Consider the following 24,433-nt stretch of genomic DNA (forward strand, 5'->3'; position numbering starts at 1 on the left):
CGGTCACTTCCCGAAGCCGAAGCCGCTGCCCGCGCCCTCGACCTTGGAGCGCAGCCGCTTGCCCTTCTCGGTGGCCTGGTCGTTGAGGTCCTGCTGGAAGTCGCGCATCCGGTGCAGCAGGTCCTCGTCGTGCGCGGCGAGGATGCGGGCGGCGAGGAGACCGGCGTTGCGGGCACCGGCGACGGAGACCGTGGCGACGGGGACACCGGCCGGCATCTGCACGATGGAGAGCAGGGAGTCCATGCCGTCCAGGTACTTCAGCGGCACGGGCACGCCGATGACCGGCAGCGGGGTCACGGAGGCGAGCATGCCGGGCAGGTGGGCGGCGCCGCCCGCACCCGCGATGATCACCTTCAGGCCGCGGTCGGCGGCCTGCTCACCGTACGTGATCATCTCGCGGGGCATGCGGTGCGCGGAGACGACGTCGACCTCGTAGGCGATCTCGAACTCGTCCAGGGCCTTGGCGGCGGCTTCCATGACGGGCCAGTCGGAGTCCGACCCCATGACGATGCCAACAACGGGGCTCATTCGGTGATGGTGCCTCTCAGGTAGCCGGCTGCGTGACGGGCGCGCTCCAGCACGTCGTCCAGGTCGTCGCCGTAGGTGTTGACGTGTCCGACCTTGCGGCCGGGCTTCACGTCCTTGCCATACATGTGGATCTTGAGCTTGGGGTCACGGGCCATGCAGTGCAAGTACGCGGAGTACATGTCCGGGAAGTCGCCGCCCAGGACGTTGACCATCACGGTCCACTTGGCGCGCGGGCGCGGGTCGCCCAGCGGCAGGTCCAGGACCGCGCGGACGTGGTTGGCGAACTGCGACGTGATCGCGCCGTCCATGCTCCAGTGGCCGGAGTTGTGCGGGCGCATCGCCAGTTCGTTGACGAGGATGCGGCCGTCGCGGGTCTGGAACAGCTCGACGGCGAGGTGCCCGACGACGCCCAGCTCCTTGGCGATGGTCAGCGCCATCTGCTCGGCATGCAGCGCCAGTTCCTCCTCCAGGTCCGGCGCGGGGGCTATGACGGTGTCGCAGACGCCGTTGACCTGCTGCGACTCCACCACCGGGTAGGCGACGGCCTGGCCGTGCGGGGAGCGTACGACGTTGGCGGCCAGCTCGCGGACGTAGTCGACCTTCTCCTCGGCGAGGACGGGCACGCCGGCGCGGAACGGCTCGGCCGCCTCCTCGGCGCTGTCCACGACCCACACGCCCTTGCCGTCGTAGCCGCCGCGGACCGTCTTGAGGACGACCGGGAAGCCGTCGCCCTCCTCGGCGAACCGGACCACGTCCTCCGGGTCGCTCACGATCCGGTGCCGGGGGCAGGGGATGCCGATCGCGTCGAGCTTCGCGCGCATCACCCCCTTGTCCTGGGCGTGCACGAGCGCGTCCGGCCCCGGGCGCACGGGGATGCCGTCCGCCTCCAGGGCACGCAGGTGCTCGGTGGGCACGTGCTCGTGGTCGAAAGTGATCACGTCGCAGCCGCGCGCGAACTCGCGGAGCGTGTCCAGGTCGCGATAGTCGCCGATGACGACGTCGCTCACGACCTGCGCCGCGGAATCCTGAGGAGTGTCACTGAGAAGCTTGAACCTGATGCCGAACGGGATGCCCGCCTCGTGCGTCATACGCGCGAGCTGACCCCCGCCGACCATGCCGACTACCGGGAACGTCACACCCCTAGCGTATCGGCCACGCGCAGGCTGCCGGATCGCGTCCCTCGCACAGACTCTTACCCGGTGCTTCCCCGCCTCTTTCCGACCTGTTTCCACGGCGTGGCCCGGTCCACGGGCACCGGCGACCCCGCCCGGCTAGCATGGCGGGGTTGAGGAAACCTACCGACGGGAGCTGCACAGCCATGGAACCTCGTTCCTCGGGGCTGCAACGGCTCGTAGGAGAGGTGGTCAAGTTCGGTGCCGTGGGCGGTGCCGGCGTCCTCGTCAATCTCGGCGTGTTCAACCTGGTCCGGCACGTCTCCGACCTGCCGGTGGTGCGGGCCAGCGTCATCGCGACCGTCGTGGCCATCGTCTTCAACTACGTCGGCTTCCGTTACTGGACGTACCGGGACCGCGACAAGAGCGGGCGCACCAAGGAACTCACGCTGTTCCTGCTGTTCAGCGCGATCGGCCTGGTGATCGAGAACGGCGTGCTGTACCTGGCGACCTACGGCTTCGGCTGGGACAGCCCGCTCCAGAGCAACGTCTTCAAGTTCGTCGGCATCGGCGTCGCGACCCTCTTCCGGTTCTGGTCGTACCGCTCCTGGGTGTTCCGGGCGCTGCCCGCCCGCGAGACCGTGGCGGGCGCGGAATCGATTCTGGAGCCGGACCCGACGAACCCCACGAAGCGGACGCCCAAGCAGCACGTGCCGTAGGCGCGCGGACCGGCCGGCGGGCGGACCGGCTAGCGGACCGTCGGCTGCTCGTCGTCCGGGGTGCGTGCCGGGGGCGTGCGCGAGAGGAACAGGCCGAAGACCGGGGGCTGCGCCTGGAGCAGCTCCAGGCGTCCGCCGTCGGCCTCCGCGAGGTCCCGGGCGACGGCCAGGCCGATCCCCGTGGAGTTGCGTCCGCTGATCGTGCGCTCGAAGATCCGCGCGCCGAGGTCGGCCGGCACACCCGGCCCCTCGTCGGTGACCTCGATCACGGCCTGGTTGCCGGTCACCCGGGTGCGCAGGGCGACGGTGCCGCCGCCGTGCATGAGCGAGTTCTCGATCAGCGCGGCCAGCACCTGGGCGACCGCGCCCGGGGTGCCCACCGCCTGGAGGTGCCGCTTGCCGGAGCTGACGATGGCCCGGCCGGCGCTGCGGTAGGCGGGCCGCCACTCGGCGAGCTGCTGCTGGATGACCTCGTCCAGGTCGAAGGTGACGGCGGAGCCGGTCCGCGGGTCCCTTGAGTTCGTCAGCAGCCGCTGCACGACGTCCGTCAGCCGCTCGACCTGCGTCAGCGCGATGGTCGCCTCCTCCTTCACCGTGTCCGGGTCGTCGGTGAGGGTGATCTCCTCCAGCCGCATGGACAGCGCGGTCAGGGGCGTGCGGAGCTGGTGGGAGGCGTCGGCCGCGAGGCGCCGCTCGGCCGTCAGCATGCGCCCGATCCGCTCGGCGGAGGCGTCCAGCACATCGGCGACCCGGTCCAGCTCGGGCACGCCGTACCGCTTGTGCCGGGGGCGTGGGTCGCCGGAGCCGAGGCGTTCCGCGGTCTCGGCGAGGTCGGTCAGCGGGGAGGCGAGCCGGTTGGCCTGCCGTACGGCGAGCAGCACCGCCGCCACCACGGCGAGCAGCGCGACCAGCCCGATGATCAGCAGGGTCCGGCCGACCTCGCGGGTCACCGCGGAGCGGGGCTCCTGCACGGTGACCGTCTCGCCCTCCTCGCCGCGCTGCGTGTACTGGATGGTGTCGCCCTCGGGCTTGGTCCCGATCTCGATGGGCGGCTTGCCGGGCATGCGGATGACCGCGTACTGGTCCTTGCTGACCGGGTTGCGCAGCACGTCCGCGTTGACGTTCTCCGCGGCGAGGATCCGGCTGTCCACGATGCTGGCCAGCCGCACCGCCTCCGACTCGACCCGCTCCTGGGCGCTGTTGCCGATCGTCCGCGTCTCGACGATCACCAGGGACACGCCGAAGACCGCGATCACCACGAGGACGACGGCGAGGGTGGACTGGATGAGACGTCGGCGCATGCTCCGTTACCTGGGGTGCTCGCTGGGGCCCGGACTCAGCTCTTCTCGAACCGGAAGCCCACGCCACGCACCGTCGCGATGTACCGGGGGTTCGCCGCGTCGTCGCCCAGCTTCTTGCGCAGCCAGGAGATGTGCATGTCCAGGGTCTTGGTGGACGACCACCACGTGGTGTCCCAGACCTCGCGCATCAGCTGGTCCCGGGTCACCACCCGGCCCGCGTCCCGCACCAGCACCCGCAGCAGGTCGAACTCCTTGGCGGTGAGCTGGAGTTCCTCGTCGCCCATCCAGGCGCGGTGCGACTCGACGTCGATCCGCACCCCGTGCGTGGCCGGCGGCTGCTGCGGTTCGGCGGCGCCGCGCCGGAGCAGGGCCCGCACCCGGGCGAGCAGTTCGGCGAGCCGGAACGGCTTGGTGACGTAGTCGTCGGCGCCCGCGTCCAGGCCGACGACGGTGTCCACCTCGTCGGCCCGCGCGGTCAGGATGAGGATCGGCACGGTGTGACCGTCGGCGCGCAGCCGGCGGGCGACCTCCAGGCCGTCCATGCCGGGCAGGCCCAGGTCCAGCACGACCAGGTCCACGCCGCCCTGCATTCCGGCGTCGAGCGCTGCGGGTCCGTCCTCGCGCACCTCGACCTCGTAACCTTCCCGGCGCAGGGCGCGGGCCAGCGGCTCCGAGATGGACGCGTCGTCCTCGGCGAGCAGTACACGGGTCATGAGGTGATGGTAGACCGCCCGCGTGCGGTGCCGGGGCGTGATCGCCACCCCGGCCTCTTACCTTCGTATGCTGCTGGTACGAACCATTGACCTGGGGATGCGATCGTAGAAGAGACCTTCGATCCGGTCCCGTGGTTCCCGCGACACCTGTGATCCCTGTCTCAAGTCCTTCCATATCCGGCGGTGTGCTGCCGTATGGTGATCTGAACGCCTGTAGTACACCGGGGACCTTTGGCGGGCATATGACGCTGAGGGTCTTCTTTGTGTGCGGGCTGGTCCAGACCAGCCTTGAAAGGAATGACCTCTGGCCGGGCTCCGGACGCAGCGACGCGTCAGGGGCGTGGATCCCGGTGGTCGCCGTCCGCCGCTCCGCGATCCGGGGCGGACTCCCCCTGGGCGTGGGGGTGGACGACCGACCCCGCCGGTGCCGGCCGACACCCCCACCGGGCGCGCAACGCTCCACCGCGCGTCCCGACCAGCAAGGAACGACCATGGCGTCCAGCCTGACGAAGGACTCGGTCCGACCGGGCACCCCCGGTTCCGAGAAGACCTTCTTCGGCCACCCCCGCGGACTGGCCACTCTCTTCATGACCGAGATGTGGGAGCGTTTCTCCTACTACGGCATGAGGGCCCTTCTCCCGCTGTACCTGGTGGCCCCGGGCGGCCTGCACCTGAGCGCGGGCACGGCGACGGCGATCTACGCCGTGTACCTGTCGCTCGTGTACCTGCTCGCCCTGCCCGGCGGCTGGTTCGCCGACCGCGTCCTCGGCCCCCGCAAGACGGTCGCCGTCGCGGGCCTGGTCATCATGCTCGGTCACCTGTGCCTGGCGCTGCCCGCCGCCGCGAGCTTCTTCGTCGGCCTGGTCCTCGTCGCCATCGGCTCCGGTCTGCTGAAGGCCAACATCTCCACGATGGTCGGCCACCTCTACGACGGCCCGGAGGACCCGCGCCGGGACGGTGGCTTCACGCTCTTCTACATCGGCATCAACCTCGGTGCCTTCGTCGCCCCGCTGGTCATCGGCACCGTCGGTGAGAACGTCAACTGGCACCTGGGCTTCGCGCTGGCCGCGCTCGGCATGGCGCTGGGCCTCGCCCAGTACCTGCTCGGCGGTCGCCACCTGAACGCCAAGAGCAGCGAGGTCCCGACCCCGCTGACGCCCGCCGAGAAGGCGTCCACCCTGCGCAAGGGCCTGATCTGGCTGGCCATCGCCGCGGTCTTCTACGGCGTCGTCGGCGGCACCGGCCACTTCACCCTGAACTGGGCGCTGATCCCGCTCACGCTCATCGGCCTGATCGTGCCGATCCTGGTCATCTCCCGGATCCTGCGCGACAAGGACCTGGAGCCGGCCGAGCGCTCCAAGGTGTCCGCGTACATCTGGTTCTTCGTGGCCGCCGCCGTCTTCTGGATGATCTACGACCAGGGCGGCTCCACGCTCTCGCTGTTCGCCGAGAAGAGCGCCGACAACACCGTCTTCGGCTGGGAGTTCCCGGTCTCCTGGTACCAGTCGGTCAACCCCGTCATGATCATGGCCCTCGCGCCGGTCTTCGCCTGGCTGTGGCTGTGGCTGAACAAGCGCGGCAAGGAGCCGAGCACGATCGTGAAGTTCGCCTCCGGTCTGGTGCTGGTCGGCGCGTCCTTCTTCGTCTTCCTCGCCCCGCTGTCGATCGCCGAGGGCGGTCACAAGGCCGCGGCGATGTGGCTGGTCGCGATCTACTTCGCGCAGACCGTCGGTGAGCTGACGCTGTCGCCGGTGGGTCTGTCGGTGACGACGAAGATGGCGCCGAAGAAGTACGCCTCGCAGATGATGGGTGTCTGGTTCCTCGCGGTGACCGCGGGCGACTCCGTCACCGCCCTGCTGTCGAACCCGGCCGTCGGTGGCGTCAACCTCGACAGGATGGGCTTCGTCGCCCTGGAGGCCGTGCTCGCCGTGGTCGCGGGTGTCGCGGTGTGGATGTACCGCGGCAAGGTGAAGAAGCTGATGGGCAACGTGAACTAGCCGTCGTACCCGGCCGGGAGGGCCGCCGCACCCAGGTGGGTGCGGCGGCCCTCCCGCTGTGCGGGGGATCGCTGAGCGCCGACGGGGTGGGCTATCGCGTCCCGCGCCTCGGCAGCACCGTGAACACCGCCGCCCCCAGCAGGATCGCCGTGCCCGCCACCAGGCCCAGGGCCTTCAGGGCGCCGTGGTCGCTCGCGCCGGTCTCGGCGAGGCCCCCGTCGCCGCCGTCGGTCGTGGCGGAACCCGAGGAACCGCCCGAGGTCGACGTGCCGCCCGACGTCGACGTGCCGCCCGCCGCGCCGCCCGGCTGCTCCGTCGTGCCCAGGGTGAGCGAGACGGCCGTCTTCACCGGCGTGCAGGTCGTGGTCGTACCGAGCGCCTTGACCGTCAGCACGCCCGGGGACAGCGTCGAGGTGCCGCTCGCGCCGGGCTTGTAGGTGCCCGTGAGGTCGGGGATCCCGATCGGGTCGCCGGACTTGATCGGATTCGTGTTCGTCGGCCCCTCCACATGCACCGTGCCCTTGTCGGCGCCGCCCAGCACGACCTCCATGGACGGCTTCACGGAGTCCTTCGGGATGTCGGCGGGGCTGTCCATCACCGACTTCTTGAACCGCACGGTGAGGTCGTAACCGCCGCCGCTCTTCTTCGCGTCGATCTGCACCGGCGAGGTCGCGCTCTTGTCGCCGATCGGGGTCTTGCAGGCGTACGGGATCTGTACTTCCTTGCCGGTGAAGTCGGTCTGCCCGGTGCCGCCGGTCGCCGTGGGGGTGGCGGTGGCGGTGGCGGATCCGGTCGGCGTGGCCGAGCGGGTGGGCGTCGCACTGGACGTGCCGCCACCGCCCGCCGTCACCTGGATCGTCGCCGCCTTCTGCACGGCCTCCTTCGGCGCGCACTTGGTGTCGGTGGACATGGCGTTGACGGTGTACGCGTCCGGCGTCAGCGTCACCTCGCCGGCCGCCGTCAGCTTCAGGCTGCCCTTCATGGCGGACAGCACCATGTTCCCGCCCTTGGGGATCGCCGGGTTCTCCCGCGGGCCCTCCATCGCGATGTCGGCGCTCTGCGCGCCGGCCGCCTTCAGCACGCCGGACGGCTGGACCGAGTTCGCGGGCAGGTCGATGATGTCCGGGTTCTTCGAGGCGGCCTGGACGAACTTCCACCCGATCTCCACCGTGTCGCCGACCTTGGCCGTGGCCGGCGCGGTGATCTCGACCTTGGTGGTGCCGTCGACGGGGTCGATGCCCGCGGGCGGCACGCAGTGGGTGGCGTACGACACCTCGGCCGCCTGCGCGGGGGTCGCCGCCGCGCCCAGCAGGACGCCCGCCGCACCGAGCACCAGCAGGGCGCCCGTGCCCCCGGCCGCTGTGCCTCTCCTTCGCTTGCTCACGTGGGTCCCTTCCTGGTGGGAGTGGTGGGAGTCGTGGGACTCGCCGGTCTGTCGTCGTGCGGTGCGGAGGTCTGGCCGGCCGGGCCGCCCGGAGCGGAGTGGGGGACGAACCACGGCAGGGTTGGGGCGGCCGGGTCGGTCACGGGGGCGGTGGCGGCCGGGGGCCCGGCGGAACGGGAGCGCGGGAGCAGGCGGCGCAGGCGCGGGCCCAGGAGAGGGCGGGGACTCTGGGAGGCGGACCGGTGCGGGCGGTGCCGGCGGGGCCGGACCCGGTCCACCACGGCCATCCCGGCGCGGAACAGGGCGGCCGGGACGACCAGGCAGAGCAGGACCCAGAAGAGCGTCACGCCCCAGGGCCGGCCCACGCCCCACGGTTGCTCGGCGAGCACCCGGCCGCCGTACTTCAGCGTCACGGTGTAGTCGCCGTGCGCCCCCGCCGACAGCTCGACCGGCAGCTTGATCCGTGCCTTCTTCCCGGGCGCCAGGGTGCCGTGCCACTGCCGCTCGTCCCATTCGGGGGCGAAGACGCCGTGCGCGGTGCCGACCTGGAACACCGGGTTCTCGATCGGGCCGGTGCCGGTGTTGCCGACGGTGAGGACCAGGGTGCGGCCGGGTGGCGCGCCGAACCAGGTGAGCAGTCCGCCGGCCCCGGTCAGCCGGGTGTCGGACAGCACCGCCAGCCGGCCCGCGGAGCGCTCGGCGGGCAGCGGGGCCACGGGATGGCCGGCGACCTCCAGGACGGCGTCCGCCTCGGCCTCGGCGCCGGTCACCGTGGCCACGTGCACCACGCAGGGGCAGGGCACGGGAGGTTCGGCGACCGGCAGTTTCCGGCGGAAGGCACCGTCGGCGCCGGTGGTCACGGCCCGGCCGTCGCCGTTCGCGCAGGAGTTGGTGCCGCCGACGACCCCTCGTGCCGGGGTGGCCCGCCCGCACACCAGCACCATGAGCAAGGTACGGGGCCGCCAGCCGGTACCCCTGACGGTGACCGAGCCACCGGCACCGGCCTGAACCGGCGACACCTCGACGACCGGCCCCTCGGCGGCCCGCACCTGCCCGGCGGGCCCGCCGAGGGCCACCAGCAGCGCACCGGCCACCGCCAGGGCGACCCGCCGCACGACAGCGCCACCGCCGGCTCGCCCGCGCGAGGACGGCGTCCGGGCCGGTCCCGCACGCCGTCCGGCACCGTCCGCACCGGCCGCCCGGCGCCGGTCCGGTGTCCGCGCCGGCCGCACGCGCCTCACGACACCGCTCCCGTCGGCTCCACCGCGCCGGGTCGCGGTCCGGGCCGTGCGGGGCGGCGGCGCCGGTGGCGGGTCCGGAGCAGTACGGCCGCACCCCCCGCCGCCACCGCTGCCGCGCCGCCGGTCACCGCGCCCCACGGCACGTACGCCGCCGTGGTGCCCGTCGTGTCGTGCGCGCCGCCCGCCGCCGTCACCGTCAGCCGTACGCGCACCCGGTCCAGTACCGGCCGGCCGGGCCACGGCTCGCTGAGCGTGCGCCGGGCGCCCGGGGCCAACCGGACCGGCAGGGTGCGCGGGGCGCGGTCCAGGACTCGGCCGAAGAGTCCGTCGGCGCGCACCGCGAGCTTCGGTACGAGGACGGTCGTACCCCGGTTGACCAGCTCGTACGTGATCCGGTCGGCGTGTACGGCGAGATGCTCGACGGTCAGCGCGGCGAGCGACGGGCCCCTCACGCGCAGCCGCACCCGCACGGTCGCACCACGGCCGTGCGCGTCCCGCACGACGATCGCGCCGGTGCGGTCCCCGGGCGCGGCACCGGGCGGCACGGTCAGCGTGAAGGGCACCTCGGCACGGGTACGGGCCGGGACCCGCAGGCCGCTCCGGGCGAAGACCGTCGGCACACCGGTGCCGCGCAGCCGGACCGTGACCGGCGTCCGGCTCCGGTTGGTCACGGACACGCTGTCCCTCAGGACCGTCCCGGGGGCGCCCTCGGCGTAGAACGCGGCGCGCCCGGCGCCCAGGGGCGCGACCGACCAGCCCCCGGACCCGGCGAACGCTTGCGGCGCGCTGGTCAGGAGGACGAGCGGCAGGAGCAGGGTGACGAGCGCGAGGGGGGTGCGGGAGGGGTGGTCGGTGCTGGGGGTGCTTGGGGTGCCGACGGTGCTCGTGCTGGGAGTGCGTCGGGTGCTGGGAGCGCTGCGGGTGCGGCAAGTGCGGCGGGTGCCCCGGGCGAACGGCGCCGGTGAGGTGCGCGGCTCGGAGAAGGCGCGTGGCGAGTGGGGCGGGCCTGGCACACGGGCGACGGGCGGCATGGGCGGCTCCAGCGGGGGTGGGCCGGACGGTTCGGGAGAGGTGGCCGGACGGTTCAGCGGGGGTTGCCGGAGGTGCGGCGGCCGGGGCCCGGGGCGACGGGTGGCGGTCCGGCCAGGGCCTGGCGGCGGTGCGCGGTCGGACGGTCAGGGCGGTGCAAGGGCTGGTCGGCCGGGGCGGGGCGCGTGGCCGGTCGGCCTCGACAGGGTTGCGCCGGACTGATCGGCCCGGCCCGGCCCGGCCAGGGCAGGCGGTCCGGCCGGCCTCGACGGGGCCCGGCGTCTGCCCGACCGCTCAGCGCCGAGCAGTCTGACCCCGTCGGGTCAGCCACAGCGTGCCCGCCGCGCCCGCGAGGAGGACCGTGCCGCCGAGCGTGCCGAGGGCGACCGCGGAGTCCTCGGGGCCGGTCTGCGGAAGCTGCCCGGCGGAGGAGGTGCCACCCGATGTGGACGATGACGATGACCCCGATGTGGACGATGACGATGACGAGCCGCCGGCCGCCGTCACGTCCAGGGTCAGGGACGGCCCCGGACCGTTCGTCGGCGTGCAGGTCGTCGTCGTACCGAGCGCCTTGATCGTGAGCGTGCCCGCCGTGAAGGTGACCTTGCCGCTCTTCTCCGGCGTGTAGGTGCCGCTCAGGTCGCTGATCTTGATCGGTGTGTCGGCCGGGATCGCCGCGTCGTTGGCGGGTCCGCTGACCGCGAGCGTGCCACTGCCGGCACCGCCCAGCCTGATCGTGGCGCTCGGGCTCATCGCCCCCTTGCCGAGTTCGACCGGGCTGGAGGAGACGCCCTTCCGCCAGGACATGGTGATCTTGTAGCTACCGCCGCTCCTGACGCCCTTGATGTCGATCGGCGAGACGGCGCTCTTGACCCCGATCGGCGTCTGACAGCGGTAGTTGACGTCGACGACGTCGGCGTGGGCCGCCGGCGCGGCCAGCAGCACCGCCGAGCCGGCCAGGGCCGCGGCGGACGCGAGCGCGGCGGTTCGTTTCGGGTACGACACGGTCGGCCCACCCCATCCATTCCTGACGGCACATCAGATTTGGCCGTCAAGGTACGCCCGGGGTCGTGAGGAAGGAAGACACGTCACACGCCGGAGTTGTGGTGATCCGGCGTGCGCGAAGCGGTGTCGGAGTGGAGGCGGGGACCCGGGTGGTCCCGGGCGGCCTCCGCCGGCGCTCAGGCGGGAGCGCCCAGTTCCGCCCAGACCGTCTTGCCCGGCGTGCCGGGGGCGCGGACCACGCCCCAGTCCAGGCACAGCCGCTGCACGATGAACATGCCGTGCCCGCCGGGCCGGCCGGCGCGGTGCGGGGTGCGCGGGGCCGGCTGGCCGGTGCCCCGGTCGGAGACCTCCAGCCGGATCACCTTGTTGTCGCAGGCGAGGAGCAGTTCGTCGGGGCCCTCGGCGTGCAGGCAGGCGTTGGTGACCAGTTCGGAGACCACGAGCAGCACGTCCTCGGCGGCGGCCCGCTGATCGGCGGTGGCGGCGGGCAGCCAGCCCCACGCGTACAGCGCCTGGCGGGTGAAGTCGCGGGCGAGCGGGACGACCCCGCTCTCGCCTTCCAGGCGCAGCCTGCGGACCTGCCGGCCCCGGGGCTGCGGGGTGCCGTCGGCCGGGCCCGGCGGCCCGGACGGCACGGACGGCGCGGCTGCCCCCGTGGCAGCGCCGACGGTCGGCGCAGCCCCCTCGGACGCCCCGGAAGCGCCGCTGGGCTCCGGGCCGCGGTCGCCCGGCGAGTAAGGCCGGGTGGTGCTCATCAGCGCTTCACCTCACCGATTCACCAGTTCACGATTCAAAAGTCCGGTCAATAGTCCGGCCGCGGTCTCGGGCCGGTCAGTCCTGTCGAAGGCCCGGCACCGTCGGCACCCTGGGCGCCGTCCGGTCGGGATGCCGTCCGCACGCCACCCGAACGTCGTCGTCCGCGCGCCGTCCGCACGCCGCCCGGCCAGGGAATCCATACCCGCCCGTCCGCCGGACGCACGCCCCGTCCCGGGCGCCCTCCGGCCACCGGTGCCCAGTGGCCGACGGCCGACGGCCGGCGGAATGCCTCCCGCCTTCTTCTGCCCTCTCCTGCCCGACCGATCCGACGGAACACCCCCCGTTTCGGACGTGATGCAGGTAACGCCCACGAGGAGCGGCGAGGGACCGGACCGGACACCGGGGCGGCGGATCAGTCGGCACCGTCGGCCAGGGCCGCCTCCAGGGAGTCGTGGACGGTGAAGACCGCCTCGGCCCCGGTGATCTCGAACACGCGGGCGACCACGGGCAGCATCCCTGCCAGATGGACCCCGCCGCCGGCGGCCTCCGCCTTCAGGCGGGCGCCGAGCAGGACGTTCAGCCCCGTGGAGTCACAGAACTCCAGGCGTGAGCAGTCCACTACGAGCCGCGAGAAGCCCTTGGCCAAGAGGTCGTCGAGGGGCTCACGCAAAAGATCGGCGGTGTGGTGATCGAGCTCACCCGCCGGTGTCACAACGGCGCTGGAGCCCTCTTCCCGCACCTCCACCAGAAGCCGGCCCGACTGTGCGCTGCCGACCGTCCCGTGGTCCATGCCGTCTCTCTCCCGAGGTCGTGGCTGCTGATGCCCTCGAACATTACGCCTTCCATGCGCACTCCGACACCCGAACATCCGCACAGAAACGGACATATAGCCACAGAACGCACTTGCGACTCGCTCGGTGCAGCGGGTAGGGCTAGTAAGGACACACACCCCTACAGCCGGCTTCGGAGGCGCCGCACACCGCAGTGCACGTACTGGCTTCGGCAGCCATATGCCGAGAACGATGGAGGACACCCATGTCACCCCGGCTCGACGCATCGCCTACCCCGATCGCGACGTCGACACCCCCACCGGAACAACTGGATCATCCCATCGACCCCCTCGACCCCTTCGAGGGACTCCCGGAGATCCCCCCCTACGACGAGATCGGCCCGGTCGACGCGCGGGCCCTGTCCAAGACCCTCTTCGAGCGCCTGGAGTCGCTGGAGGAAGGGACGCACGAGCGTGCGTACGTCCGCAACACCCTCGTCGAGCTCAACCTCGCGCTCGTCAAGTTCGCCGCCTCCCGCTTCCGCTCCCGCAGCGAGCCGATGGAGGACATCATCCAGGTCGGCACCATCGGCCTGATCAAGGCGATCGACCGCTTCGAACTCTCCCGCGGCGTCGAGTTCCCCACCTTCGCGATGCCGACCATCATCGGCGAGATCAAGCGGTTCTTCCGTGACACCTCGTGGTCCGTGCGCGTCCCGCGCCGGCTCCAGGAACTGCGGCTCGACCTGGCCAAGGCCGGCGACGAGCTGGCGCAGCAACTGGACCGCGCCCCCACGGTCGCGGAACTGGCCGAGCGGCTGGGCATCTCCAACGAAGAGGTCGTCGAGGGCATGGCCGCCTCGAACGCCTACACCGCCGCGTCGCTGGACGCCCAGCCGGAGGAGGACGAGTCCGAGGGCGCGCTCGCGGACCGCATCGGATACGAGGACCACGGGCTCGAAGGCATCGAGTACATCGAGTCGCTCAAACCCCTGATCGCCGAACTCCCGCCCCGGGACCGCAAGATCCTCTCCCTGCGGTTCGTGGCGAACATGACCCAGTCGGAGATCGGCGAGGAACTCGGCATCTCCCAGATGCACGTGTCCCGGCTGCTGTCGCGCACGCTGGTACGGCTGCGCAAGGGGTTGACGCTGGAGGAGTGAGCTCCGCGCGGAACTCGCGCTTCTCCGCACTGCGGTGAGCGGCCCGGCCGGGATGCCGGGCCGCTCCGCCGTCCCGTCACCCACCCCCCCGCGTGCCGGGTGCCCAGCGGCCCAACCGTTATGCGGTTCCTCGCGGAAACCTCTGCCCGGGGCCTTCCCCGTCCACCACTATGGGTCCCCAAACCGGCTGGTATGTCAGCGGCCTTCTCGGGACGGAGGGTGTTGCATGGCTGAGCGGGGCCACGCCACGGCGGGGGACCACGACAACGCGCCGGACGCACGGCTGACCGAACTGCTGCGTTCCCCCGCGTCCACGGCCTACCCGGCGTTGCGGGAGCTGCGCCGCCGCCACCACCCGGCGGTCCTCGCCTACGCCCGGCTGTGCGCGACGAGCGAGCCCGCGGCCAGGCGGCTGGCGGCGGAGACGTTCACCACGGCGGCCCGCGAGACGGCCCGGGGTGTCGAACCGCCCCTCCCCCTGCGCCACCGGCTGCTGCTGCTCACCGTGCGGCTGGCGGCGGACTGGGCGCGCGACGAACGCGCCGCGGGCGTCGACCCGGGCCTGCTGCTGGTGCTGACCACGGCCGGCCGCCCGGGGGGCCCGACCCCGCCCCTGCTCCCGGCCTTCCAGTCACTGCCGTCCCGCGCCCAGGGACTGCTCTGGTACGGCGTCCTCGACGCGGAACCCGAGGAGCGCACCGCCGCCTTCCTCGGCCTCGGCCGCGCGGACGTCCCGCACGACACCCCGCGGGCCCTCGCCGCGCTGGCACGGGCCTGCCTGCGGCACCGGCTGGCCGCCTCCGGCGACCCGCGCTGCGCGGACTTCCGGCGGCTGATCGAGGAGGCGGTACGGCCGGACGCCCCGCGTCGCAGCGCCGACCTGGACACCCACATGGCGCGCTGCCCGCACTGCACGGCCGCGTTCGAGGAGTCGCGGGCGCTGCGGGACGCGCCCCGGCAGACCCTGGCCGAGGGCCTGCTGCCGTGGCGCGGAACGGCGTACCCGCGCCGGGACGAGCGCCCCGGACCCGCCGCCGTACCCACGACGGCGGCCCCGCCGGGCCGGCCGCCCCGCAGCCGCGTCCTGCTGGGCTCGGCGGCCCTGGGCGTGGCGTTGACCCCGCTGCTGGTCCTCCTGTTCAGCCCCGCGCACTCCACCGACCGCCGCCCGGCGGCGACCCCCGCACCCTCCTCGGTGACGGTGACGGCGACGGTCTCGCTCCCCCCGCCTCCGTCCCCCTCCCCGTCGTCCTCGCCGTCCCCCACGTCCAAGCCCCCGTCCCCCACCCCGACTTCGCACCGCCCGACCCCCATCCCGCCCCGCCGCGAGACGCCCCGCCCGACGCCTCCGCCCGCCCCGCCGGGCGCCGCCTACGCCCAGGTGGTCAACCTCGCCACGGGCCGTTGCCTGGACATCCGCGACGGCGACCTGGCGGAGGGCGACGACGTCGTCACGGCCCCCTGCGACCCGTCCCCGACCCAGCGCTGGAGCGTCGACGCCTCCCTGGGCGTGCTCCGCTCGGCGGCCGACGACGACTTCTGCCTGGACAGCCGGGGCTCGGCCGACCGGGGCGTGGGCATCTGGGAGTGCGACTCGGTCCACGGCCGCAACGGCGAGAACCTCCGCTTCACCGTCGACCCCGACGGCACGATCCGCCCGGCCGTCGCCATCGGGACGGCGGTGACCCCGGACGAGGGCGACGGCGTGTCCCTGCGCGCCCTGTCGGACGGCCTCGGGCAGCGGTGGCGGGCGGGGGCGCGGTGAGCGTCCGGCTCGCTCACACCACCCGGACCCCGCGCCGCCACACGCCGCTGACCAGGGGTACGCCCGGGCGGTAGGCCAGGTGTACGTGGCTGGGGGCGTCAAGGAGGGTCAGGTCGGCCAGGGCGCCGGGGGTGAGGCGGCCGATGTCCGTGCGGCGCAGGGCCGCCGCGCCGCCCGCCGTGGCCGACCAGACCGCCTCGTCCGGGGTCATCCGCATGTCGCGTACGGCCAGGGCGATGCAGAAGGGGAGGGAGGAGGTGAAGGACGAGCCGGGGTTGCAGTCGGTGGACAGGGCGACCGTCACGCCCGCGTCCAGCAGCCGGCGGGCGTCCGGCCACTCGGCGCGGGTGGAGAACTCGGCGCCGGGGAGCAGGGTGGCGACCGTCGCGCTGTTGGCCAGGGCGTCCACGTCCGCGTCCGTGAGGTGGGTGCAGTGGTCGGCGCTGGCCGCGTCCAGTTCGACGGCCAGTTGGACGCCGGGGCCGTGGGAGAGCTGGTTGGCGTGGATGCGCGGGTGCAGGCCCTTCGCCTTGCCGGCCGTGAGGATCGCGCGGGCCTGGTCGCCGTCGAAGGCGCCCTTCTCGCAGAAGACGTCGATCCAGCGGGCGTGCGGCGCGCAGGCGTCCAGCATCTCGCCGGTGACCAGGGCGACGTAGGCGGCCGGGTCGTCGGCGTAGTCCGGGGAGACGATGTGCGCGCCGAGGTACGTCACCTCGTCGGTGTGCCGCGCCGCGAGGCGCAGGGCGCGGGACTCGTCGTCGACGGTGAGGCCGTAGCCCGACTTGGTCTCGAAGGTGGTCGTGCCCTGGCGGAGGGCCTCGTCGAGGTAGCGGGTGAGGTTCGCCTCCAGTTCCGCGTCGCTCGCGGCCCGGGTGGCCGCGACCGTGGTGCGGATGCCGCCGGCCGTGTAGGAGCGGCCGGACATGCGGGCGTTGAACTCCTGCGTCCGGTCGCCCGCGAAGACCAGGTGGGAGTGGGAGTCCACGAAGCCCGGCAGCACCGCCCGGCCGCCCGCGTCGACCCGGTTGTCAGTGGCGGGTGCTTTGCTTGACTCACCGGTCCACACGACACGGTCGCCGTCGATGACGACGGCCGCGTCCTGGACCAGACCGAGGGGGGAGCCGTCACCCAGGGAGGGGTCGTTGGTGACCAGCGTGGCGATGTTGGTGATGACGGTGCTGCTGCTCATGGTGTCGTCCTCGTGGGGGTCTGCGTTGCTCAGCCGCGCAGGGCTTCGACGGCGGCGGCCAGCGCCTGCGGCACATGGGGTACGAGCGTGTGCACGCCGTCGCGTACGACGTGCCGGCCACCCACGACCGTATGCCGTACGTCCGCCGCGCTCGCCGCGAATACGGCCGTCTCGGCGCCCAGCCTGGGCAGTGTCCCGGCCGTCCTGACCGAGTCCAGGGCGATCGTCGTCAGGTCGGCGAGCGCGCCGGGCTCGATGGCGCCGGCGTCGTCCCAGCCGAGGGCGGCGTGGCCGTCGGCGGTGGCGGCCCGCAGCAGGGCGGCGGCCGTCCAGTGGCCCCGGGTGCGGGTGCGCAGCCGCTCGTTCAGCTCCATGGCGCGCGCCTCTTCGAGCACGTCGACGACGGCGTGGCTGTCGGAGCCGAGGGAGAGCGGGGAGCCGGCCCGCTGGAGGGCGACGGCCGGGCCGATGCCGTCGGCCAGGTCCCGTTCGGTCGTGGGGCACATGCAGGTGCCGGTGCCCGAGTCGCCGAGCAGGGTGATGTCCTCGTCGGTGAGGTGGGTGTTGTGCACCCCGGTGGTGCGCGGCCCGAGGACGCCGTGGTCGGCGAGCAGCCGGGTGGGCGTGCGGCCGTGCGCGGCGAGGCAGGCGTCGTTCTCGGCGGTCTGCTCCGACAGGTGCACGTGCAGCGGGGCCCGCCGCTCCTCGGCCCAGCGTGCCACGGTCGCCAACTGCCCGGCGGGCACGGCCCGTACGGAGTGGATCGCCGCTCCGATCCGCGCGTGGTCCCGCTCCTTGAGAACTGCACAGCGTTCGGCCCAGGCCTCCGCGCTGCCGTCGGAGAACCGCTGCTGGTGGGCGGTGGGCGGCTCGCCGAAGCCGGCGGAGAGGTAGCAGGTGTCGAGGAGGGTGATCCGGATGCCGGCCTCGGCGGCGGCGGCGATCAGCGCCTCCCCCATGGCGTTGGGGTCGGCGTAGGGGGTGCCGCCGGGGGCGTGGTGCACGTAGTGGAACTCGCCGACACAGGTGATGCCGGCGAGGGCCATCTCGGCGTACACCGCGCGGGCCAGCGCCTGATAGGTCTCCGGGGTCAGACGGTCGGCGACGGAGTACATCACCTCGCGCCAGGTCCAGAAGGTCCCGGAGCCGACCTGGACGGTGCCGCGCAGCGCCCGGTGGAAGGCGTGGCTGTGGGCGTTGGCGAGCCCCGGCAGGGTGAGCCCGCGCAGCACCTCGGCGCCGGGCGGCGGCGTGGGCGTCCCGGTGCGCACGGCGGCGATCCGGCCGTCCGCCACCTCCACCGTGACCCCCGGCTCGACATAGGTGCCGAGCCAGGCGTGCTCCAGCCAGTAGGTCCCCTTGGTCACCTGCGGACCAGTCCTTCCAGTACGTCGGCGAGTGCGCGCACCCCGGCCAGGCAGTCGTCCTCGGCGGCGGACTCGGCCGGGGAGTGCGAGACACCGGTGGGGTTGCGCACGAACAGCATGGCGGTCGGGATGCTCCCGGAGAGGATCCCGGCGTCGTGTCCCGCACCGGTCCCGAGGACGGGCACCGTGAGGCCGGTGTCCTTGCCCAGGATGCGGCCGAGTTCGTCCCGCAGGGCGTGGTCGAACTCCACGACCGGGGTGAAGGACTCCCGGACGACGTCGAGGTCGATGCCGTGGGCGTCGGCGTACTCCCGGGCCGCCTTCTCGACGCCGCCGACCACCGTGTCCAGGGTGTCCTGGTCGGCGGCCCGGGAGTCGAGCCAGCCGCGCACGAGGGAGGGGATCGCGTTCACCCCGTTGGGCTCGACGGCGATCTTCCCGAAGGTGGCCACGGCACCGGCGAGTTCGGCCTCGCGGCGGGCGGCGAGCACGGTCTCGGCGTACGACAGCATCGGGTCGCGGCGGTCCACCAGCCGGGTGGTGCCGGCGTGGTTGGCCTCGCCCCGGAAGTCGAACCGCCACCGTCCGTGCGGCCAGATGGCACTGGCGATGCCGACCCGGTCGCCGGACAGGTCCAGCGCGCGGCCCTGTTCGACGTGCAGCTCCACGAAGGCGCCGATCCGGGCCAGCCGCTCGGGGTCGGGCCCGATGGCGTCGGGGTCGTACCCGGCCGCCTCCATGGCCCGGGGCAGGGTGATCCCGTCCCCGTCGGTGAGCCGGTGGGCCTGCTCGGCGGTGAGCTGCCCGGCGGTGAGCCGGGAGCCGACGCAGGCGAGTCCGAACCGGGCGCCCTCCTCGTCCCCGAAGTTGACGATGGCGAGCGGCTTGGCGAACTCGACGTCCCGGCCGCGCAGTTCGTCCAGCGCGGCGAAGGACGACACGATCCCGAGGGGCCCGTCGAAGGCCCCGCCGTCCGGCACGGAGTCCAGGTGCGACCCGGTGACGACGGCGTCCCCGGCGGCCGGATCCCCCAGCCAGGCCCACTGGTTCCCGTTCCGGTCGACCTCGTAGGCGAGCCCGCGGTCCTCGGCCTGCTGCCGGAACCAGGCCCGGCACTCGGCGTCCGCCCCGGTCCAGGCGTAGCGCCGGTAACCGCCGGAGTCGGGGTGCCGGCCGACGGGGAGCAGCTCGCGCCACATCTCCTGGAAGGAGGTCCCGGGCCGGCGGCGGTCGTCCCGCTGGGCGGGAGTGTCGCCGTGCCCGCCCTCGCCTGCCGTCACGCCTCGTCACCCTCACGCATGGGCACGCGGACCCCCCGCTCGGCCGCGACCGACTCGGCGATGTCGTAGCCCGCGTCCACGTGCCGGATGACACCCATCCCGGGGTCGTTGGTGAGGACGCGCCGGATCTTCTCGCCACCCAGCTTCGTGCCGTCGGCCACGGTGACCTGACCGGCGTGGATGGACCGCCCCATGCCCACGCCGCCACCGTGGTGGATGGACACCCAGGAGGCGCCCGAGGCCACGTTGACCATCGCGTTCAGCAGCGGCCAGTCGGCGATCGCGTCGGACCCGTCGAGCATGGCCTCGGTCTCCCGGTACGGCGAGGCGACGGACCCGCAGTCGAGGTGGTCACGGCCGATGGCCAGCGGCGCGGCCAGCTCACCGCTCGCCACCATGTCGTTGAACCGCTCGCCGGCCTTGTCCCGCTCGCCGTAGCCGAGCCAGCAGATGCGGGCGGGCAGGCCCTGGAAGTGGACGCGCTCGCCGGCCATCTTGATCCAGCGGGCGAGGGACTCGTTCTCGGGGAACAGCTCCAGGATCGCCTTGTCGGTCTTGGCGATGTCGGCCGGGTCGCCGGACAGGGCCGCCCAGCGGAAGGGGCCCTTGCCCTCGCAGAACAGCGGGCGGATGTAGGCGGGGACGAAGCCGGGGAAGGCGAACGCCCGGTCGTAGCCGGCGAGCTGGGCCTCGCCCCGGATGGAGTTGCCGTAGTCGAAGACCTCGGCGCCGGCGTCCATGAAGCCGACCATGGCCTCCACGTGCTTCGCCATGGACTCACGGGCGCGGGTGGTGAAGCCGGCCGGGTCCTTCGCCGCCTCGGCGGCCATGTCCTCGAAGGCCACGCCCACCGGGAGGTACGCCAGCGGGTCGTGGGCGGAGGTCTGGTCGGTGACGATGTCGATGGGGGCGTTCATCGCGAGGAGCTGCGGGACCAGTTCGGCCGCGTTGCCGAGGACGCCGATGGACAGCGGGCGGCGCGCGTCCCGGGCCTCCACGGCCAGTTGGAGCGCGTGGTCCAGGGAGTCGGCCTTGACGTCCAGGTAGCGGTGCTCGATGCGGCGCTCGATGGCGCGCGGGTCGCAGTCGACACAGATCGCGACGCCGTCGTTCATGGTCACGGCGAGCGGCTGGGCGCCGCCCATGCCGCCGAGGCCGGCGGTCAGGGTGATGGTGCCGGCCAGGGTGCCGCCGAACTTCTTCGCGGCGACGGCGGCGAAGGTCTCGTAGGTGCCCTGGAGGATGCCCTGGGTGCCGATGTAGATCCAGGAGCCGGCGGTCATCTGGCCGTACATGGTCAGGCCAAGGGCCTCCAGGCGCCGGAACTCCTCCCAGTTGGCCCAGTCGCCGACCAGGTTGGAGTTGGCGATGAGGACGCGCGGGGCCCACTCGTGGGTCTGCATCACGCCGACCGGGCGGCCGGACTGGACCAGCATGGTCTCGTCCTGCTTGAGGGTCTTCAGGGTGCGGACCATGGCGTCGAAGGAGCGCCAGTCACGGGCGGCCTTGCCGGTGCCGCCGTAGACGACGAGCTTGTCGGGGTGCTCGGCGACCTCGGGGTCGAGATTGTTCTGGAGCATGCGCAGGGCGGCTTCCTGCTGCCAGCCCAGGGCGTTCAGTTCCGTGCCGCGCGGTGCTCGTACGGGGCGGGGTCCCGACATCGTCAGCCTCCTCCTGTGCCTACGTCTATTCACATCCTGTAGGTCTGAATAGAGCTAGTCAATACGCCGGGACGGCCCCGTCCGCGCGCGGCGGGTGTTTGGCTGGATGCACCGGTAGCCGGGAGTAGGACGGAGAAGCCGTGGCGGAGATCGAGACGGTCGGGGACATCGGGAGCGAGGCGCGGGGGCGGGTGGCCCGCCGGGACCGGGCCGTGCGGGCCGCCGTCGAGCGGGGGCTGCTGGGTCCGGACGCGGCCGTGGTGGGCCTGCTGGACGTCGTCGGCATCCGGGAGTCGGCGGCGGCGCTGCGGGCGGCGTTCGACGCGGTCGTGCCGCCCGGCACACCGGTGCTGCACGCCTTCGCGGTGAAGGCGACACCGCTGGTGCCGGTGGTGCGGCTGCTGCACGAGGCGGGCATCGGCGCGGAGGTGGCGAGCCCCGGCGAGCTGGCGCTGGCCCGGACGGCCGGGGTGCCGCCCGCCCGGACGGTGCTGGACTCGCCGGCCAAGACCCCGGCCGAGTTGCGCGAGGCGCTGTCCCTGGGCATCGCGGTGAACGCGGACAACCCGCAGGAGCTGGACCGGCTCGACGCCCTCGTGCGCGCCGCGCCCACCCGGTCCCCGCTCGGGCTCCGGGTCAACCCGCAGATCGGCGGCGGCACCATCGGGGCGACCTCCACGGCGACGCGGACCTCGAAGTTCGGGGTGGCGCTGCGGGACGCGGGGGCGCGCGACTGGGTCGTCCGGGCGTACGCGGAGCGGCCGTGGCTGACCCGGCTGCACGCGCACACCGGTTCGCAGGGCATCCCGCTGCCGCTGCTGGCGCGGGGGGTGGCGGAGGTGTACGCGCTCGCGGAGGAGATCAACGCGGTCGTCGGGCGGCGGCAGGTCGACACGGTCGACATCGGCGGCGGGCTGCCGGTGAACCTCGTGTCGGAGGAGACGACACCGTCGTACGCCGCCTACGCGCGGCTGCTCGCCGAGCAGGTGCCGGGGCTGTTCGACGGGCGGTACGGGCTGGTGACCGAGTTCGGGCGGTCGCTGCTGGCCAAGTACGGGACGGTGGTGGCCCGGGTGGAGTACGCCAAGAGCGCGGGCGGGCGGCGGATCGCGGTGACGCACGCGGGCGTGCAGGTGGCGACGCGGACGGTGTACGTGCCGGGCACGTGGCCGCTGCGGATCGCCGCGTACGACGCCGGGGGGCGGCCGAAGGCGGGGCCGGAGGTGGTGCAGGACGTGGCCGGGCCGGCCTGCTTCTCGGGCGACCTGCTCGCCGAGGGACGCGCGCTGCCCCTGCTGGACCAGGGCGACTACGCGGCGGCGCTGGACACGGGCGCGTACTACTTCGCCCACCACTACGCGTACAACTCCCTCGCCCGGCCGGGCGTCTACGGCTACGCGCCGGACGGCGAGGGGGGCGTCGCCTTCGCCACCGTACGGGAGCCGCAGACCGTCGCGGAGGTGGTGGCGGAGTCGGGAGGGGCGCACGCGTCCGCACTGACCGGCCTCCCGGGCGCCACCGGCGGGCACCCTGCGCCACGGTGATCAACTCCCGCGTCCCACAGGCCAGTTGACCCACACTAGTACGCCCGGCGCATGTTCCAACGGAAAATGCCAAAGGCCTCACCTCCCGCACACACGTTGCGTAGTGTCGGCGTCACTCAACCGGAGTCCCAGGCGGGAGGGGAGCCACGGTGCCCGGAATCGACGAGTGCCTGCTGGAAGCGATGCGGTTGCCCGGTGCCCGGGGCGCCGCCCTGGTGGACTGGACGAGCGGACTGGCCCTCGGCGCGGTCGGGGAGGCGCCCGGCGGCGACCACGAGACGACCGCCGCCGAGGCCGCCGAACTCGCCCGGATGGCCGCCGAGCACGGCACCTTCGCGGCGGGCGGCGACGACCTGCCCCCCGTGGAGGACGTGATCATCAGCAACGGGGACAGCTACCACCTGCTGCGCTTCGTGGACACGTCCTTCGACAGCAGCGTGTTCCTGCACCTGTGGCTCGGCCGCGAGGAGGGCAACCTCGCGCTCGCCCGGATCCGGCTCGGTGAGATGGCCGCCCGGCTGGTGCTGGGATGACCGTGGTCGGCACCCCGCCGCCGGCCCTCCCGGTCCGGGACAAGGGGGCCGGGCGCGCCCTGTCCCCGATGCTCACCCGGCTCGCCGAGGAGCGGGCCACCGGCGTCCTGGTCCGCGAGCACGGCGTCCTGCACCTCGCCGAGGGCCGGGTGGTGCACGCCGAGAGCCCCCTCGCCCCCGGCCTCGACGTGCTCCTCACGGCCCACGGCACCCTCGCGGCCACCGCCTGGCAGCAGGCGGCGGCACGGACCACGGGACCCCTGCTCGCGGCCGAACTCCTGCTGCGCTCCGGGGTGCTGCCCACCGGTGCGCTGGAGCTGTGCCATCTGGACGCACTGTACGACGCCGGGTACTTCGCACTGGCGCCGAGCAGCACACCGGGACGGTTCCGGTACGACTCCACGCCCCGGCTCGGCCCGCTGCCCTCGGTGCCGGTGGTCGCGCTGGAACGCGAGACATTGCGCCGCCGGCTGCTGCTGCACCGGCTGTGGCCCGACCCGGCCGCCGACACCGCCCCGCTGATCCGGGCGGACCCGGCCGCCGGCCGCGCCCCGGCGAACCCGGCCGGGCCCACCACGCCGGCCACCCAGGCCGCTTCCGCCACCCCGGTGACACCCCGGCAGCGGGCCGTCCTGGACCGCGTGGACGGCGTCCGCACGGCCACCGACATCGCCCGGAACCTGGGCCGGCAGGCGTTCCACACGCTGGTCGACGTGCGCCGGCTGACGGCGGCCGGGCAGATCGCACCCCTGCCCACGGCACCGTCCGCCCCGCCGCCCCCGCCCCCGCTCGGCCAGGTCACCACCGACCCCGACATCGCGCTGCTGAAGAGGCTCAGGGATGCGCTGGAGGCGCTTTGAACGGCACCGCCCCGCCGAGAGGAGAGACCTGATGGTGGCCGAAGAGGACCTGCGGACCGTCCTGGAGGAGCTGCTGCGGCTGCGCACCCGGGTACCGCAGCTCACCGGCGCCCTCGCGGCCGGCGTCGACGGCCTCGTCGTCGCCCACGACACCCCCGGGGTCGACCCGGAGGGCCTGGCCGCGCTCACCGCCGCCGCGCTCGGGGTCGCCGTGCGGGTCACCGACGCCACCGGGCACGGCGGCTTCCGGGAGCTGCTGGTGCGCGGCGAGCGCGGCTACATCGCCACCTACGCGGCCGGCCGCACCGCCGTCCTGACCCTGCTCGCGCAGGACCGGGTCAACGTCGGCCGGCTGCACCTGGAGGGGCGCCGGGCCGGCGCCCGGATCGGGGAGCTGCTGGACGCGGCCGAGGCCGTACGCCCGCTCCCGAGGACCACCCCCGCACGGACCCGCACTTCCCGCGCGCCCCGCACCACGGCCGCCGAGGCGCGCACCGCAACCGACAGCTGAGAGGAC

General features: G+C 73.5%; 22 protein-coding genes. 8 read left to right on the top strand and 14 right to left on the bottom strand.

Features of this window, described 5'->3' with window-relative positions:
* Positions 1–3: 3 nt before the first annotated feature.
* Together purE and IE273_RS06705 are read right to left on the bottom strand one after the other, a co-directional pair.
* Positions 4–528, bottom strand: coding sequence for a 5-(carboxyamino)imidazole ribonucleotide mutase (gene purE / locus IE273_RS06700; RefSeq protein WP_079082684.1), 525 nt, complete (start codon positions 526–528; stop codon positions 4–6).
* Positions 525–1,664, bottom strand: coding sequence for a 5-(carboxyamino)imidazole ribonucleotide synthase (locus IE273_RS06705; RefSeq protein WP_189814226.1), 1,140 nt, complete (start codon positions 1,662–1,664; stop codon positions 525–527). The genes purE and IE273_RS06705 overlap by 4 nt, the downstream gene beginning before the upstream one ends.
* A gap of 182 nt (positions 1,665–1,846) precedes the next feature.
* Here IE273_RS06705 and IE273_RS06710 point away from each other — a divergent pair, with 182 nt between their 5' ends.
* The gene (locus tag IE273_RS06710) at positions 1,847–2,359 is read left to right on the top strand and encodes a GtrA family protein (RefSeq protein WP_189814227.1); all 513 of its coding nucleotides are present in this window, start codon (positions 1,847–1,849) and stop codon (positions 2,357–2,359) included.
* Between the two features lie 29 nt (positions 2,360–2,388).
* Here IE273_RS06710 and IE273_RS06715 read toward each other — a convergent pair whose 3' ends face one another.
* Complete coding sequence (locus tag IE273_RS06715) at positions 2,389–3,660, bottom strand: sensor histidine kinase (RefSeq protein ID WP_189814228.1); 1,272 nt, start codon at positions 3,658–3,660, stop codon at positions 2,389–2,391.
* 35 nt (positions 3,661–3,695) lie between these two features.
* Positions 3,696–4,373 (bottom strand): response regulator transcription factor, encoded by a 678-nt coding sequence (locus tag IE273_RS06720; RefSeq protein WP_030653180.1) that lies wholly within the window; start codon positions 4,371–4,373, stop codon positions 3,696–3,698.
* 491 nt (positions 4,374–4,864) lie between these two features.
* On the opposite strand from IE273_RS06720, the gene IE273_RS06725 reads away from it, so the two are divergent.
* On the top strand, positions 4,865–6,370 hold the full coding sequence (locus tag IE273_RS06725) for a peptide MFS transporter (protein WP_189814229.1): 1,506 nt from the start codon (positions 4,865–4,867) through the stop codon (positions 6,368–6,370).
* Positions 6,371–6,461: 91 nt separating this feature from the next.
* Here the strand turns inward: IE273_RS06725 and IE273_RS06730 are convergent, their stop codons facing one another.
* The 6 genes from IE273_RS06730 to IE273_RS06755 all read right to left on the bottom strand — a co-directional run bounded on the left by IE273_RS06730 (position 6,462) and on the right by IE273_RS06755 (position 12,575).
* A complete protein-coding gene (locus IE273_RS06730; protein WP_373309309.1) occupies positions 6,462–7,754 on the bottom strand; it encodes a hypothetical protein in 1,293 nt (430 codons plus the stop codon).
* The gene (locus IE273_RS06735; RefSeq protein ID WP_189814230.1) at positions 7,751–8,869 is read right to left on the bottom strand and encodes a hypothetical protein; all 1,119 of its coding nucleotides are present in this window, start codon (positions 8,867–8,869) and stop codon (positions 7,751–7,753) included. Before IE273_RS06735 ends, IE273_RS06730 begins: the two co-directional genes overlap by 4 nt.
* Positions 8,870–8,991: 122 nt before the next feature.
* Entirely contained in the window at positions 8,992–10,026 is a 1,035-nt protein-coding gene (locus tag IE273_RS06740; RefSeq protein ID WP_229887113.1) for a COG1470 family protein, read from the bottom strand.
* 292 nt (positions 10,027–10,318) lie between these two features.
* The gene (locus IE273_RS06745; RefSeq protein ID WP_189814231.1) at positions 10,319–11,029 is read right to left on the bottom strand and encodes an LPXTG cell wall anchor domain-containing protein; all 711 of its coding nucleotides are present in this window, start codon (positions 11,027–11,029) and stop codon (positions 10,319–10,321) included.
* Positions 11,030–11,205: 176 nt separating this feature from the next.
* Positions 11,206–11,784, bottom strand: a complete 579-nt coding sequence (locus tag IE273_RS06750) for an ATP-binding protein (RefSeq protein ID WP_189814232.1) — start codon at positions 11,782–11,784, stop codon at positions 11,206–11,208.
* Positions 11,785–12,197: 413 nt separating this feature from the next.
* Positions 12,198–12,575 (bottom strand): STAS domain-containing protein, encoded by a 378-nt coding sequence (locus IE273_RS06755; protein ID WP_014673130.1) that lies wholly within the window; start codon positions 12,573–12,575, stop codon positions 12,198–12,200.
* 245 nt (positions 12,576–12,820) lie between these two features.
* Between IE273_RS06755 and IE273_RS06760 the strand changes: the two genes are divergently transcribed.
* Entirely contained in the window at positions 12,821–13,717 is an 897-nt protein-coding gene (locus IE273_RS06760; protein ID WP_189814233.1) for an RNA polymerase sigma factor SigF, read from the top strand.
* A 226-nt stretch (positions 13,718–13,943) separates the two neighbouring features.
* The gene (locus tag IE273_RS06765) at positions 13,944–15,482 is read left to right on the top strand and encodes an RICIN domain-containing protein (RefSeq protein WP_189814234.1); all 1,539 of its coding nucleotides are present in this window, start codon (positions 13,944–13,946) and stop codon (positions 15,480–15,482) included.
* Between the two features lie 13 nt (positions 15,483–15,495).
* Here the strand turns inward: IE273_RS06765 and hutI are convergent, their stop codons facing one another.
* From hutI to hutU, 4 genes are all read right to left on the bottom strand, one after another.
* Complete coding sequence (hutI, locus tag IE273_RS06770) at positions 15,496–16,671, bottom strand: imidazolonepropionase (RefSeq protein ID WP_189814235.1); 1,176 nt, start codon at positions 16,669–16,671, stop codon at positions 15,496–15,498.
* 29 nt (positions 16,672–16,700) lie between these two features.
* On the bottom strand, positions 16,701–18,038 hold the full coding sequence (locus tag IE273_RS06775; protein ID WP_189814236.1) for a formimidoylglutamate deiminase: 1,338 nt from the start codon (positions 18,036–18,038) through the stop codon (positions 16,701–16,703).
* On the bottom strand, positions 18,035–19,237 hold the full coding sequence (locus tag IE273_RS06780) for an allantoate amidohydrolase (RefSeq protein ID WP_229887138.1): 1,203 nt from the start codon (positions 19,235–19,237) through the stop codon (positions 18,035–18,037). The genes IE273_RS06775 and IE273_RS06780 overlap by 4 nt, the downstream gene beginning before the upstream one ends.
* 77 nt (positions 19,238–19,314) lie before the next feature.
* The gene (gene hutU, locus IE273_RS06785; protein WP_014673136.1) at positions 19,315–20,979 is read right to left on the bottom strand and encodes a urocanate hydratase; all 1,665 of its coding nucleotides are present in this window, start codon (positions 20,977–20,979) and stop codon (positions 19,315–19,317) included.
* Positions 20,980–21,119: 140 nt separating this feature from the next.
* Between hutU and IE273_RS06790 the strand changes: the two genes are divergently transcribed.
* From IE273_RS06790 to IE273_RS06805, 4 genes are all read left to right on the top strand, one after another.
* Positions 21,120–22,523, top strand: a complete 1,404-nt coding sequence (locus tag IE273_RS06790; protein ID WP_189814238.1) for a type III PLP-dependent enzyme domain-containing protein — start codon at positions 21,120–21,122, stop codon at positions 22,521–22,523.
* A 149-nt stretch (positions 22,524–22,672) separates the two neighbouring features.
* Complete coding sequence (locus tag IE273_RS06795; RefSeq protein WP_014673138.1) at positions 22,673–23,056, top strand: hypothetical protein; 384 nt, start codon at positions 22,673–22,675, stop codon at positions 23,054–23,056.
* Positions 23,053–23,916 carry a transcriptional regulator gene (locus IE273_RS06800; protein WP_189814239.1) on the top strand — a complete coding sequence of 288 codons (864 nt, stop codon included), beginning with the start codon at positions 23,053–23,055 and terminating at the stop codon, positions 23,914–23,916. The genes IE273_RS06795 and IE273_RS06800 overlap by 4 nt, the downstream gene beginning before the upstream one ends.
* 31 nt (positions 23,917–23,947) lie before the next feature.
* Positions 23,948–24,427 carry a roadblock/LC7 domain-containing protein gene (locus IE273_RS06805; RefSeq protein ID WP_189814240.1) on the top strand — a complete coding sequence of 160 codons (480 nt, stop codon included), beginning with the start codon at positions 23,948–23,950 and terminating at the stop codon, positions 24,425–24,427.
* The last annotated feature ends 6 nt before the right edge of the window (positions 24,428–24,433 follow it).

Origin of the sequence: Streptomyces olivaceoviridis, from assembly GCF_014650115.1 — a bacterium.
GTDB classification, from domain to species: Bacteria; Actinomycetota; Actinomycetes; order Streptomycetales; family Streptomycetaceae; genus Streptomyces; species Streptomyces olivaceoviridis.

Coding starts and splice junctions, on each gene's coding strand:
- purE (WP_079082684.1), bottom strand. CDS start 528: ATGAGCCCCGTTGTTGGCATCGTCATGGGGTCGGACTCCGACTGGCCC.
- IE273_RS06710 (WP_189814227.1), top strand. CDS start 1,847: ATGGAACCTCGTTCCTCGGGGCTGCAACGGCTCGTAGGAGAGGTGGTC.
- IE273_RS06715 (WP_189814228.1), bottom strand. CDS start 3,660: ATGCGCCGACGTCTCATCCAGTCCACCCTCGCCGTCGTCCTCGTGGTG.
- IE273_RS06720 (WP_030653180.1), bottom strand. CDS start 4,373: ATGACCCGTGTACTGCTCGCCGAGGACGACGCGTCCATCTCGGAGCCG.
- IE273_RS06725 (WP_189814229.1), top strand. CDS start 4,865: ATGGCGTCCAGCCTGACGAAGGACTCGGTCCGACCGGGCACCCCCGGT.
- IE273_RS06740 (WP_229887113.1), bottom strand. CDS start 10,026: ATGCCGCCCGTCGCCCGTGTGCCAGGCCCGCCCCACTCGCCACGCGCC.
- IE273_RS06750 (WP_189814232.1), bottom strand. CDS start 11,784: ATGAGCACCACCCGGCCTTACTCGCCGGGCGACCGCGGCCCGGAGCCC.
- IE273_RS06755 (WP_014673130.1), bottom strand. CDS start 12,575: ATGGACCACGGGACGGTCGGCAGCGCACAGTCGGGCCGGCTTCTGGTG.
- IE273_RS06760 (WP_189814233.1), top strand. CDS start 12,821: ATGTCACCCCGGCTCGACGCATCGCCTACCCCGATCGCGACGTCGACA.
- IE273_RS06765 (WP_189814234.1), top strand. CDS start 13,944: ATGGCTGAGCGGGGCCACGCCACGGCGGGGGACCACGACAACGCGCCG.
- hutI (WP_189814235.1), bottom strand. CDS start 16,671: ATGAGCAGCAGCACCGTCATCACCAACATCGCCACGCTGGTCACCAAC.
- IE273_RS06780 (WP_229887138.1), bottom strand. CDS start 19,237: ATGTGGCGCGAGCTGCTCCCCGTCGGCCGGCACCCCGACTCCGGCGGT.
- hutU (WP_014673136.1), bottom strand. CDS start 20,979: ATGTCGGGACCCCGCCCCGTACGAGCACCGCGCGGCACGGAACTGAAC.
- IE273_RS06800 (WP_189814239.1), top strand. CDS start 23,053: ATGACCGTGGTCGGCACCCCGCCGCCGGCCCTCCCGGTCCGGGACAAG.
- IE273_RS06805 (WP_189814240.1), top strand. CDS start 23,948: ATGGTGGCCGAAGAGGACCTGCGGACCGTCCTGGAGGAGCTGCTGCGG.